General features: G+C 43.4%; 12 protein-coding genes. 6 read left to right on the forward strand and 6 right to left on the reverse strand.

Going from position 1 to position 12,972, the window contains the following annotated elements; genetic code table 11:
* Positions 1 to 243: 243 nt before the first annotated feature.
* Positions 244 to 546: a hypothetical protein gene (locus tag QUB16_RS03600; protein WP_333304954.1), complete on the reverse strand. Its 303-nt coding sequence runs from the start codon at positions 544 to 546 to the stop codon at positions 244 to 246.
* Positions 547 to 746: 200 nt separating this feature from the next.
* On the opposite strand from QUB16_RS03600, the gene QUB16_RS03605 reads away from it, so the two are divergent.
* The 5 genes from QUB16_RS03605 (at position 747) to QUB16_RS03625 (ending at position 4,870) form a co-directional block, all read left to right on the forward strand.
* Entirely contained in the window at positions 747 to 1,049 is a 303-nt protein-coding gene (locus tag QUB16_RS03605) for a hypothetical protein (RefSeq protein ID WP_333314074.1), read from the forward strand.
* Between the two features lie 116 nt (positions 1,050 to 1,165).
* On the forward strand, positions 1,166 to 1,840 hold the full coding sequence (locus QUB16_RS03610; protein ID WP_333314075.1) for a hypothetical protein: 675 nt from the start codon (positions 1,166 to 1,168) through the stop codon (positions 1,838 to 1,840).
* A gap of 247 nt (positions 1,841 to 2,087) precedes the next feature.
* Entirely contained in the window at positions 2,088 to 3,359 is a 1,272-nt protein-coding gene (gene iscB, locus QUB16_RS03615; protein WP_333314076.1) for an RNA-guided endonuclease IscB, read from the forward strand.
* Between the two features lie 88 nt (positions 3,360 to 3,447).
* Positions 3,448 to 3,921: a hypothetical protein gene (locus QUB16_RS03620; RefSeq protein ID WP_333204904.1), complete on the forward strand. Its 474-nt coding sequence runs from the start codon at positions 3,448 to 3,450 to the stop codon at positions 3,919 to 3,921.
* Positions 3,922 to 4,213: 292 nt separating this feature from the next.
* Positions 4,214 to 4,870, forward strand: coding sequence for a response regulator transcription factor (locus QUB16_RS03625; protein WP_333204906.1), 657 nt, complete (start codon positions 4,214 to 4,216; stop codon positions 4,868 to 4,870).
* Here QUB16_RS03625 and QUB16_RS03630 read toward each other — a convergent pair.
* Entirely contained in the window at positions 4,842 to 6,041 is a 1,200-nt protein-coding gene (locus tag QUB16_RS03630) for a hybrid sensor histidine kinase/response regulator (protein ID WP_333304946.1), read from the reverse strand. The two genes, QUB16_RS03625 and QUB16_RS03630, sit on opposite strands and share 29 nt — an antisense overlap.
* 208 nt (positions 6,042 to 6,249) lie before the next feature.
* Positions 6,250 to 8,214: a type IV secretion system DNA-binding domain-containing protein gene (locus QUB16_RS03635; RefSeq protein WP_333304944.1), complete on the reverse strand. Its 1,965-nt coding sequence runs from the start codon at positions 8,212 to 8,214 to the stop codon at positions 6,250 to 6,252.
* Between the two features lie 246 nt (positions 8,215 to 8,460).
* On the opposite strand from QUB16_RS03635, the gene QUB16_RS03640 reads away from it, so the two are divergent.
* Positions 8,461 to 9,549 (forward strand): DUF5895 domain-containing protein, encoded by a 1,089-nt coding sequence (locus QUB16_RS03640; protein WP_333314078.1) that lies wholly within the window; start codon positions 8,461 to 8,463, stop codon positions 9,547 to 9,549.
* 190 nt (positions 9,550 to 9,739) lie between these two features.
* Here QUB16_RS03640 and QUB16_RS03645 read toward each other — a convergent pair whose 3' ends face one another.
* The 3 genes from QUB16_RS03645 to QUB16_RS03655 form a co-directional block, all read right to left on the reverse strand.
* Positions 9,740 to 10,315: a hypothetical protein gene (locus QUB16_RS03645; RefSeq protein WP_333314079.1), complete on the reverse strand. Its 576-nt coding sequence runs from the start codon at positions 10,313 to 10,315 to the stop codon at positions 9,740 to 9,742.
* Positions 10,316 to 10,343: 28 nt separating this feature from the next.
* Positions 10,344 to 12,443, reverse strand: a complete 2,100-nt coding sequence (locus tag QUB16_RS03650; RefSeq protein ID WP_333314081.1) for a hypothetical protein — start codon at positions 12,441 to 12,443, stop codon at positions 10,344 to 10,346.
* A 182-nt stretch (positions 12,444 to 12,625) separates the two neighbouring features.
* Positions 12,626 to 12,847: a hypothetical protein gene (locus QUB16_RS03655; RefSeq protein WP_333314082.1), complete on the reverse strand. Its 222-nt coding sequence runs from the start codon at positions 12,845 to 12,847 to the stop codon at positions 12,626 to 12,628.
* Positions 12,848 to 12,972: the final 125 nt, after the last annotated feature.

Consider the following 12,972-nt stretch of genomic DNA (forward strand, 5'->3'; position numbering starts at 1 on the left):
TGCATGGATGCCAAAACCATTAATCTATCAATCGCTATGCACCCTAAACGCCGATAATTTAGGGTGCATGGATGCCAAAACCATTAATCTATCAATCGCTATGCACCCTAAACGCCGATAATTTAGGGTGCATGGATGCCAGAATTACTAATCTATCAATGTCTATGCACCCTAAACGCCGATAATTTAGGGTGCATAAACGTCAGAATTACTAATCTATCAATCGCTATGCACCCTAAAAACTTAAGGCTTGAGCTTGCCCAGATAGAACGAATGATGCGTGCCGCCCTTACGAAATCTCAAGTAGGCATAGGGGCCGCATCCTTTGATTGTCTTGGATTCGATGTATCCCGTACTACCGCGCGCACCAGTAGCAGCCATTTTTTCTTCCCGTTTTTCTTCCCAGTCTGAGTCGGCTTCCAACTCCGACAACCTTTTCTCTTCAGCGTCAATTAGCACGTCAATTGCATCGAGAAGGTACTTGAGCTCTTCCAGCTTAAGTTGATAGCAATCCTGCAACACGCTGTGCAGCGTTGCAATTTTCACGGAACAACTGCGCTTTTTGGGCATAACCAGTCAAATTTATGGGGCAAAAGCGATAGCATACTCTGCAAATATCGAGTCATTGCACCCTAAACTGATAGAGCACAAGCGGGCTAAAGTTTCCACTCACACCTCGTGTCTTGTACAATTTTTAGTATAGGCTTACCGCTTGTTAAAACTGTAGCACAGATATAAGGTCGAGCATGGGACGGAAACAGAGATCGCCTTCAGGCATTGTTTTTCGGGCACGAGTTGCACAACAGACACCAGAAAAACTTGAAAAGCTAGCAGCTTCTATGGGTCACTTGTACGGAGGGAAGGGAAAACCCGGTGCCCTACTAGATATGCTGGCATCGGGAGATTTGGTTCTCGTACCCAAAACCGCAACAGATGTCATCAAATCTGTGGCACAGTTTTTAGAAGAAACCGAGCAGCCAACCGTCAAATTGGATCTTTTGCATGGGGACGGTAGTCAAACAATTCCTGCAGGGTCACAGCAAATCTAGACCAATCTGTTCCTGATCGTGAGCAGATGTGGCTATAAACTTTTAATCCTATTATGCGCTCTCGGACTTTTTCTGCGGCGATCGCCACTATTGCTCAGCCTTTTATGCTCTGAGCAATGTATCTTCTTACTCTGTCCAACCTCAATCAAACTGTCCAGCCTAACCAACTACAAAAACCATCTTTAGTTCCCAACTATCTCCAACAACATTTGCAGCTACTTGTCAAGCAAATTTTAATGGGATTACCTGTTGAGCCAATTCTCAATAACTATCCGCAGTTACAGCAGTGGGTTAACGAACTTAAAGAATTATCGCCAACACTATTTTTACCGCAGCGAAAACTGTTTGTTGACATTACACTTCAAGCAAAACTACACCTAAGAAAGCAGGGAGAAACAGTAAAACACCCTTCCCCTTCATTTAAAGTAATACAAGTTCCTGCAAATGTTGGTTTTGTCAAAGAACGACCAAAGCTATTTGAGTGGGCGATTCGGCATCCTGTAATGACTTGGGAAGACCGGGTAAAGTTATGGGTAGCTGCTCAATTCTTTAAGATAGAGCCTGAAAAGCTGCAACTAATTGTTTTGGCACTGCACCCAACTCAACCTGCACAAAAAGTTAAATTTGTCTGGGACACTAAGCAACATCGACAAACCAGAAATTGGTTGCAAACCCAAATTCATTCTCAAACAATCAGTGAATTTGTTAGTTTCGGTTATGCTTTAGGGGCAAAACCAGAGTCAATAGCAACTGCTATTAATTTCGATGAAATCGATGAAGTTACGCTTTAACTCGTTCAGTCAGTAACTCAGGGCTAAGTGCCACTGAGCTTGTAAGAAATTGCAAGCTATGCTGACCAGCCTAAGATTCTCGAAATCTACGTTATTTGAGTCACGACACCCTGTGGATGCGAAGCTAGTCCCTTGCCCTGTCATCTGCAATTAAACAGCCTTAAAGTCACTGAGGCAGTGTTGCAGGTTTAAAAAGCTCTTATAACATTGGCGAAGCTAACATTACACGCAAGTGGAGGACACAACAATGTCCAATTTTATTTTCGTACTCGATACAAACAAAAGACCACTAACACCTTGCAAACCGTCAATGGCTCGCAAATTGTTAACTGCCGGTAAAGCGGCTGTTTTCAGAATGTTCCCAATCACAATTATCCTCAAAAAGGTGGTAACAGCAACGATTAAATCAATCACTCTCAAATTAGATCCAGGTTCAAAAACTACTGGTATCGCATTATTGCAAGGTGAGAAAGTAATTTTTGGCGCTGAACTAACTCATCGAGGTCAAGCCATCAAAGCAAGTCTTGATTCCCGTCGCGCACTACGTCGAGGGCGACGAAACCGTCATACTCGCTACCGCCGAGCAAGGTTTTTAAACCGTACCCGCCAAAAAGGATGGTTAGCGCCATCCTTGCAGCACCGGGTAGAAACCACCCTAACTTGGGTTAATAAATTACGCAGACTTGCACCAATCAGTTCGATCATTCAAGAGCTTGTCAGATTTGACCTACAACAACTAGAAAACCCAGAAATTAGTGGGCTGGAATACCAGCAAGGTATTTTATGTGGGTACGAAATTCGCGAATATTTATTGAACAAGTGGAATAGGAAATGTGCTTACTGCAACATTGAAAATGTACCCTTGCAAGTTGAACATATTCATCCAAAAGCTAAAGGAGGAAGTAATCGAATTTCTAATCTCTGCCTTGCTTGTGAGAAGTGTAACCAGAAGAAAGGCAGTCAAGATATTCAGCAATTTTTAGCCAAGAAACCTGACATCTTGAAGCACATTCTTGCACAAGCAAAACGTCCGCTCAAAGATGCCGCTGCCGTGAATTCGACCCGATGGGCGTTGTTTTCTCGACTAAAAGAAACGGGGTTGCCCGTTTTGACTGGTTCAGGTGGACTGACAAAGTTTAATCGTACTCGACTGCAACTACCTAAAACTCATTGGATTGATGCTGCTTGTGTTGGTCAACTTGAATCATTGTCTGTAGTCACGAGTAAACCATTACTAATCAAAGCAACTGGACATGGAACTCGTCAAATGTGCCGTACCGATAAATTTGGCTTCCCATCTCGGTACGTTCCGAGAAACAAGTTTGTCAAAGGTTTTCAGACTGGTGACATCGTAAAAGTAATCGTTACCAGTGGTAAAAAGATAGGTGAGTATGTTGGTCGGGTTGCGGTTAGATCGACTGGTTCATTCAATATCTCGGCATCAGAATTGGTGCAAGGGATTAGCCATAAATACTGCAAAACTATTCACTCTAAAGATGGGTACAGCTACTCATTTTGAATTTAAAGATTCAAGGCGATTGAAATCGCCGAGCCGTTTTCCTCTCAGGACTGAAGTCGCTGAGTTTCCCACTTACCGAGTGTTTTTTATGAAAGCTGCGGAATTTGAATGTCCCGTAGTTTGTGAAGAACTTGATTTCTCGGCTAAAAAGCAATCCCTAGGAGAGAAAGGTAGAAAATATGCCCGGATGTTGTCGGGCTGGGCATACAGCGAGTTCTACAAACAACTCAATTCTATTTTGTCGAATCGCGGAATTGAGTTAATTGCAGTCAACCCGGCTTATTCGAGTATTATCGGCTTGGTAAAATACCTAAAAATGTATGGCTTAGCCAGCGATGAATCAGCCGCACTGGTAATTGCTCGCAGGGCTATGAAATTAAGTGAAAAAATACCTCGCTCCTTAACCGCCTATTCCGAGATGAACCCGGAAAAGCACGTTTGGAGCGAGTGGAATCAACTGAATAGAAAAATCAAGCGTTCCGCTGTAATATCACGTCGTTGTGATTATTATAGCGTTTCTAACTGGAGTTTCTTGGTCAATCTCGATACCGAGGAAGCGTAAGCGCGCTTGTAAGAACGTTTAAAGCTTATACCGCAGAGCTTACCCAGGTTTGCCTAGGTTTTTATAAGCGGTCATTGATAGGGAGGTGGACTTCAAGGGAGACTAGCTCAACTATAGTTAATGTACCTCCTCCCTACGACTCTCAAACCAAAGACAGACTAGCAGTATTAAAAATCTTCCCAACAGATGAGGACAATACTAGCTTACAAGTTCAACAATTTAGGAACGAGCTAAAGCTTTCTGTCAAATTTCGGCAGAAAGTTCGCCTCCTACCTTTAATCTGGAGAAAAAAATGATCGCTGGAGTAAAAGCAACCAAACCATCAACCATCCTAATTGTCGAAGACGATCCCATGATGCAATTGGGACTATCACGACTCCTAGCAACAGAACCTCAATTTACTATTGTCGGGCAGGTAGAAGATGGCAATTCAGCAATAGATGTAGCTTCAAAGCTAAAACCCGATATTATCCTCATGGATATTGGCTTACCTGATATCGACGGCATTGCTGCTGCCAGTCAAATAAAAGCATTGCTACCCCATACCCGCATCCTCATGCTAACTTCACACACCAGTGATACAGAAGTATTGGCTTCCTTATCTTGTGGAACAGAGGGTTATTGCATTAAAGGGACTAGCACAGAACAGCTATTAACAGCCATCAATGCTGTCCGAGAAGGTAGCACCTACCTAGACGCTAAAATTGCCACTTGTGTCATTCAAAATCTCAGAAAACCCACAACCAACTGCGAAGAATCCCTGTTTACCGCGCGAGAATTGACGGTATTAAAACTAATGGCAGAGGGCAAAAGCAATAAAGATATCGGTTATCAACTGCACTTAAGCCCTAATACTATCAAAGGTTACATTAAAGCGATTTTCAACAAAATGGAGACTAACGATCGCGTACAAGCTGCGGTTATTGCCCTGCGTAGTGGTCTGGTTTAAACACTGGCAAAGTGAACCAAAAAGTAGTACCCTTACCTAGCTCACTCTCTACACCAATTTCTCCACCATGCGCCTCGACTATTTGCTTCGAGATGTAAAGCCCTAAGCCAACCCCAGCAGTACGCTTAACACCACTACCTCGCACGTACAGTTCAAACAATGAAGCACAATGCTCTGATTTTATTCCCACCCCATTATCTCTCACCGTGCAGCGTAGATAAGAGGCCTCTGGCTCCAGCGATGCACCTAATGTTAACGTAAATCCAATTGGATTGTATTTGAGAGCATTGCCAATCAAATTTTCAAAGACTCGCCTGAGCTGAGCGGAATCGGCATTAACTAAAGGTAAATCAGGAGTAAATTGATAATTGAGGACAACTTGGCGTTTTGCCAACATTAATTCCCACTCTAAGAGAATGCTGCGTGTCAAACTGTAGAGATCCATTGGCTGTAACTCCAAAGGGACACCTACAATATCACCCTGCTGCATTTCAATCAGAGAATTAATCAGTTTGATTTGGCGCAAACAGCTTTGCAGGATACTTTCTAAACTTGACTTATCAATAACAACTTCATTTTCTCCTACCACTTTCTTCGGTTTAACTGACTGCTCTTTGAGGAAACATTGCAAAATAATTGACATTCCTGTAATGGGATTTCGCAAGTCGTGGGAAACAGCGTGCATAAAAACTTTCAAACCCATTTCAGCCTGTTGTCTTTCCTGAATTTCCTGAGCGAGTTGGCTATTTTGTGTAACCAGTTGTTTGTTAGCACAAAGAAGTTGCTGCTGCAATCGGCTCATTTTTAGCTGAGCTTCCACTCGTACCAGCACTTCCATCGGCTCAAAGGGTTTAATAATGTAGTCAGCGCCACCTGTTTCAAACCCTTTTACTTTGTCAAAAATATCATCCAAAGCACTAATAAAAATAATCGGAATTTCTGCCGTATTCTCTTGTGCTTTTAAGTGACGGCAGACTTCATAGCCATCCATCCCTGGCATTTTTACGTCCAACAAAATTAAGTCGGGAGGCTGGAGGCTCACTGCTTTTAACGCTCGCTCTCCACTAATGACCTTCCTGACTTTGTAGCCACTTTCAACCAGCACTTTAGACAGTAAGTGAATGTTGTCACGGCTGTCATCTACAATCAAAATATCAGCTTTTATTTGCATAATTTAAGAGGGGGAGGGGGAAGGGGAAGGGAAGGGGAAGGGGGGAGAAAGGGAAGGGAGGGGATTAGAGGTTTACTTCCTACTCACTTCTTTGTACTTTTGAGAAGGCGAGGGGAAAGGAGAAGGAAGGATAAATTTTCGCTTTTCTTTATTCAATAAAAGCAGGATTTACGCAATTGGTACATTATCCCCAAATAATCAGCTTTTTCTACCCTTCCCCTTCCCCTTCCCCCTCCCCTTCTTTCCCAATCTCAGCATTTAGCAGTTTCTTCCTAAGACTGCTAAAAATTAATGCTTCCGCAGCCAGAGACTTAGAAGAATTGGCAACATTCCTAACCTCCACCTCTCCAGTTGTCACTGGTTCATCTGGGTCATTGGGATGAGGCAGCATTTTTTCAGCAGCTCGAATCCGATTTTCCAATTCCTGATCGATATTAATTAATTGTCCTGTCAATCGGTTAACAGACAGCAAGGCTGCTCTTTGAGACAACTGCGGACAGATATGACTGTCCCAGAGAGCTTCTGACTCTTTAGCTTGCTTTAAGTCTCGTTGTCGAACCGGGATTTTCAAGGAATAGGGAAACAGAGCTTCTGAATCCGAACTGTAAGCCGGTGAAGTGATAACGCACTTCCCTTGCGGAAACCTCAGAATCTCATCGGCACTCAAAAGCGGTTTCTTTTGCAACTGCTCGCTCCAATTGACAGAACGGCTTGTTTGTTGCCCCGTCGAGCTACCTGTAGAGCGATTTTTTACCAGCACTTCCACTTCCCCATACCGCTTAGAATACTTCTCCGCTGTATCAAAATCACCGGGGTTGAACAACACATGAGTTGACAAAGCACTTGCGATCGCCGCCCCTTTTTTATCCCCATAGAGATTATAGAGTTGATTGAGGGATTGAATGCCAACAATCGGCACGCCACCAGCCGAACGATATTCGTTAGCCCACTGATCCATTCTATCGAACTTGAGAGACGGAAACTCATCGAGACAGTACACAAATGGGTCAGAACGTACTCGACTCAAATTAGACACTACACATAAGTGAATAGCAGCAGCTAATAGCGGCCCCACTACAGTGCGCCTTTGGTCGTCTAATTTAAAAATAATGCACTTTTTGCCCGACAAAACAATGGGAATTGTACTGTGACCAATAAATGCCCGCAGCAAATCTTTTTGAATAAAACTTGAATAAGTTGCCTCTGCACTTGCCTTGATACCCGCCACTGTTTTTTCAGCATCTTTTGAACTTAATAACTGTGAAAAACTAGAGGCAATCCACCTGTCCATTTTGAGAGGATGACCCTCCGGGCGGTGGACAGCATGGTGAATGCGACTAACTAAATCGGGAAGCTGAATAATCGCATAAACAAAAGCCAAATCCGGGTAAGGACTGCCTTTTGCTAACTGCACTAAACCCTTCGCCATTAACTCCCCTGCTTTCTCAAAAAACTCATTACCTTTACTCTCTCCCGGACTTGCATTGCGAGCAATAACTTGCCCAATTTCTGCTGCCATTACAGCATCTTGTGCATCCCTCATAAAATCCAGAGGATTAATAGTACCACTGTAAGCTTCCCCCGGTGCAAACACTTGCACGTCATAGCCGTAGCGCACTGCCAGGGGCGCGTGCAGCTTCATCTGGTCTCCTTTTTTATCGTAAATAATCACAGGAAAGCCTTGCTGAAATGCACTCTCAACCATCCGATCAATCACACTAAAGGTTTTGCCAGAACCCGGAGCACCAATTACTAAAGTACCGCGTTCAGCATGAGGAAACCAAACAGTAGGATTTGCGCCTAATAGCGTTTGTAACTGAGCGCTCAATACCTTTATATTTTTGAACCAATAAGTCGGCGTGCCGCTCCATAAAGTAACGGGTTGCCGCTTTTTTTCTTTCATTTGTTTGAGCGCTAAACTGGTCGCTGCCATCTTTTCAGCCGTACCGCACAACCGACCGGAAGTAACTTTCCCTTTGCCACTTCCAATGATCTTGGAGAAAACAAACAAAGCTAGTAATAAGCCTAGCATTGAAAGTCCTTCTGGATTGATAAATTGACCAATCAAACCCTTGAAGTCTATACCAATAAGCGGGCGTTTAGTGACAGGCTGGGTTTGGACTTGAAGCACTAATTTTGGGTTGTTTTGAGAAAACAATTGAAGATTTTTCATAGGAAGGGGAAGGGGAAGGGGAAGGAAAAACTAGGTTATTGGGGGAGGGGGAAAGGAGAAGGGGAAGAAGAAGGCTGCGCCGTGAGATATACCGAACGGAAAAACAGGTTATTGTTAGCTTTTATTGCTACTAAGCTGTCATCTACAAACCTGCAATCTGCTGTATCCTTCCTTCCCCTTCCCCTTCTACATTAAAAGAACGGCTATCGCCTATGAAGGGTTGATAACGACTCAAATAAGTAAATAATGGTCAGAACTAATAACGCCACACCCCAAACAAAGACTAAAATATCAACACCTAAAAGTGCAAAGGAAGCTACTCAAGAAAACACAACTTCTGAAGCATATCAAGTTGACCCAGAACTATTCGGCAGTGGATACAATCAAGCACGCAAACCGTCTTTACCCTACGGTATTGTCATCAATGACAACCCTGCTGGCATCTTAATTCCTACTGACCAACTCATCAAAGCTGAGTGGTACTCCATCCCGTCTGAATCAGACTTAACAACAGTTGAGTTAACTGAAGAAGTGACAGGATTGCTGCTCCAAAAAGTGAAAATTTTGGTATTAGCTTTTATGCCAGAGTACATTCGATACAAGGATATTGAAGAAAATGGTGAATTAGCTGGTGCATTTGTTGGATTGTATGACGAATACCGCCATAGTTTCAACAAAAAGATGCAGGAAGTCTGTTCAGAACACGCTCTCATTTTCTTAAATTCCCAGAATTTACCATTGCACAAATCCCCCATAGTAGTGCGGTTCAAAAATGTATCTCTTTGGAGCTTTAAGAGTGCTAGAGAAGAGTTTTACCGCAACTTAGAAAGGGCATTTGCTGATTACTTTGAGGTAGAATACAGTGGCAAAAATGACCGATGGCGCTCATTAGGAGTTTTGAATGTTCACTTCCGAGCTATCAAAGAAGGGGAAGGCAAAAATAAATCGTTCTGCTGCAAAACTTACAGCATTACTAAGCCAACTCAGGCGAATTTGCCTAAACTATATCTCGGTAAGCCGAAGCAGAAAAAAGAGGTTTGGAATTTACACAATAGCATTGGTGGCTTTCTTGAAGCTGGAGAAGCTCAATTACCAGCTTTAGCGGCTGATACTGATAACCAACCAGAACGTTCAGCATCCCTTAAAGTTCAGGTGTTGCCTGCTTTAAGTAAAAATTCAGACCACCGTAAAGGTCAAGCGAAAAGTCAATCCAAGCTACCTCGTAAAATAGCACAAGTTGAGTCAGAATTTGATACAGAACTAGAGGAATTGGATGACTTTGAAGAACCGACAGAGGTTCAAATTGAGGTGGATGGAGAAACTGACCTTGATTAAGTTTTGAAGAACAGAGGGAAGGGGAAGGAAAGATAATTTTAGCTTTCCTTTCTTCAATCAATACTTCGGAAAGTTTGGGGAAAATGACTACAAGGGTTAATTGGCTCTTGGTGGTAATTTTTCTCAAACTCTTATCCTGTCGTTGGTCATCAAAAACTGTCCGATACTCTCCATTCTGCATTCCCCTTTTCTATGTCAATTGATAGACAAGCCCATTATAGCAAAACTTCAGCCTGCGTTGGCTTTTTTTCACGAGTTGGTTGACCAGTAAACAGGGCAATTCCACGTCACCTTGTTCGCCTCTTTCAACTTCAAATAAAGCTGTTTTTGGGGCAATATTGGGGTTAAGGTAAGCTGTGAAAACTTCGCTCTGAGCCTGATTTTTATCATTAGGGATTAAGTAGCCAACGTAAAGACAGCCCATCTTGCCACACAGCTTGGAATTGTTAAAGTCGTACAAATTTAGTTGACCTTTCTTACCCGTCACTTGTTCGACACGCATAGTGGCGATCGCTTCTTTTGGCTCCAAAATACTGCCATGAGATTGTACAATCTCGATCAAGGTTTCTGGGGGAACAATTCTACTAGCTTTCTCCCAGGATAATTGAGAAAAAGTTGTCTCGCTACTTGCACTACAAGCTGCGGTTCCCAATAGCATGGCTAAACCAATAAAGATTGTTAAACCAATGCGAAACCAATAGCCAGCCCGATTCAACCAAGCTGGGGGTTTACTGCATTTGACTACCTGTTCATTCAAGTCTTGCATATTTTCCTCTATTCAGACACTAATAAATTCAATGAGTGAGTGTAGTTGCCGCTATTGCTACTGCTAAACCCAAGATGACTTGTAGTAGGAATGATTGTTTCGGGCGTACTGAAAATTCTCCCCTAAAGAACTTTATTGACCCTAAAACCATGCTGATAGTCGCGGCTATTGGCAACCAACGAGTACGCCAACTCCATGTCTCACCGCCAGAGTGGTTGCTGATCGAACTCGAAATGCAACTGCTATTGTTGCGGTTATAGTTGTAAAGCGTTTTGACTTTTTCTCCGTACTGCTTAAGCGAGTAGCCTCCTAAAATATCCGAGTAGCTGGCATCCACCTTACTGCTAGAACCGCCAAAGTGCTTTTGTGCCACTCGTTCAATTAAGCGATCGCCACTGAATAACTGCGTACTTCTCGGGTCAATTTCCTGCTGCGTGCCAACTACACTCTCAGCCAGAGAATTTTGCAAAACCCGATCTTGAACCGCTGGGGGAAAGTATTGAAAAAGCTCCTCTGAAGTAGGCTGGGTGCCACTATTAACTTTTTTGAGGAACTCCGCACCCCCAGGTACAGAAGCGATCGCCTCCTGCACATCTTCCCGGTAGCTCATCAATTGATAGCGACCGAATGCCCGCCCGCAGTTGCGATCGCCATCTGCACAGGTAGCAGTACCGATTGCTTCGTAGTCACCACTACCTGCACTTTCCAAATTGGCGATCGCCTCGGATAAAGCAGCCACATCAACATTGTTAATGTAGGTGGCAGGTTGGACGCAATCTCCCTTTGATTCGGGAATGGCCTTCTTTGTGGGCAGACGGTTTTGTTTAAGCTGAGACGGCTGTTGATTTGAGCCTTTTGGTTGGGAAAGTTTTGGTGAGGATACAGCATCAGTAGGGCGAGAAATACTGTTAGAAGCACCCCCCTCCACTTTGCCAACAAAGATAGGGGAATTTGTTTGGTAGGACAAGAACGGAAATGGGCCAATAATGTAAGGCGATTTCCCACAAGGCAAACTAAACCTGAAGTACAGAGCCGTGTCAACAGTATCGCTGGTTTCTGATGGCTCCATTACCACTACTTTAAACGCATCTCCAAAGGGATGCCGACCCGTTGGTTCCCAACCAGCCAAACAGCCAGAACCGCCTTGCACTTCCTGATATTTACCGCTAATCCACTGCTTCCCTTCCAGTTTTGATGCAAGCTTGCGACCGCTGTTTTCTAAGTCATCAAGTTCAATGTAAGCGCAATCTTTCTCGCACGCTACCGCAAATCCTTCTACGTTAGAACCTGAGATTGTATTAGAGCGCTTACTTTCAGCCGTCCCATAGATCATGTCAATTCGCATCGCAGTTAAACCCAGTTCTCCCACAGGAATTGGGAAACTGCTCAAAGGCACTTGATTGAGTAAGGGAATGTCAGCAATCCGCTCTGATATCCATCCCTCAAACTGTTCTAAATTGACACTTGACAAAGAGGGAATGTCCATTAAAGAAAACCCAGAAAGGTCGATTTGGTTGAGAGAAGCTTCAGCGAACTGGGGAAATTTAGACATAAGTTGACTGAGCGGGAGTTCGCCAGCATTAGAGACATTGATGAGCGAAGTTTGAGAAGCTAAAGATGCAAGAGGGGCAACTTCTTTCAATTTGAAAGAGCTTAAATTCGGCACAATTTGGATGAGCTTCTCTACCTTTTGTCTGCCCAAGAGTGGAAATGCTGCTAGAGAGATATTTTCTAGGTTTGTTCCTCCTGTTGCTAACTGTTCAATGCTTTCAAGAGAAAGAATTTCTGGTTTGAGAGCTTCGCTGAGGTCTCCGAGTTGCAAGATTTGGTCAGGAGTGTTGCCTTGTGACCAACTCCGGCCTCCCCAACTAGATGAATTAGAAACTGGTGGTAAGCTGCTAAAAGTAATTTGGCTCCAGTCAGGCAATAAAACTCTTGTAGCAGACTTTTGTTGGTCATTACCAGGAATTTCCCAGATCCGAACTGGTAAGGAATTTAACTCAGAAGCATTAGCAATCCCTGGGAATTCCAGTGCTAGTGCAACAGAAATTAACCCAATTGCTGTAGCTCTTATTAAGAGCCAAATTAACTTATTCAGGTCAAAGCGAACATTATTTAGCACTTTCATAGCATTGGCAGTTCCAATAAGTAGAGCGGTTTTCAGTTGCCTGATAACAGGGTAGTTGCTAATTGCTAATTGCTAATTGCTAATTAAAAGCAGTACCTACCCAATTGAAAACTGCTATAAGTGGGAAGGTTGGGTTGCCTATGTTATGAGTGTCATAAAGCTGCCCTTCCCACTCCCAACTGTTAAATTTCTAGCTCTAACTGTGGATTGGGATGAGATGCTGTGTCCGTCCAAGCATGATCGGCTAGATTAGACTCGTCGTACACATTTTCTTGATAGCCGTCTTCAAAGTTACCTTGTTGAGATTTCTGAGGTAGTGAATAGCCGGCTGATTGATAGCCCTCTGACTGGTAGCCAGAAGTGTTATAGCTTGATGTGGATTCGTCTGGGTAATGAGGGTTCATAACAATACATGAAACTAGAAAACACTTCTAGCCTAAGTTAACGATAAAACGAATGCCATCACCACAATCGACAATATTTGATAGCTCAACTGGATCGATCCTAATGGAGGGGGATAGGTTTAACT

This window comes from Microcoleus sp. D3_18a_C4, assembly GCF_036702415.1.
Taxonomy (GTDB): domain Bacteria; phylum Cyanobacteriota; class Cyanobacteriia; order Cyanobacteriales; family Microcoleaceae; genus Microcoleus.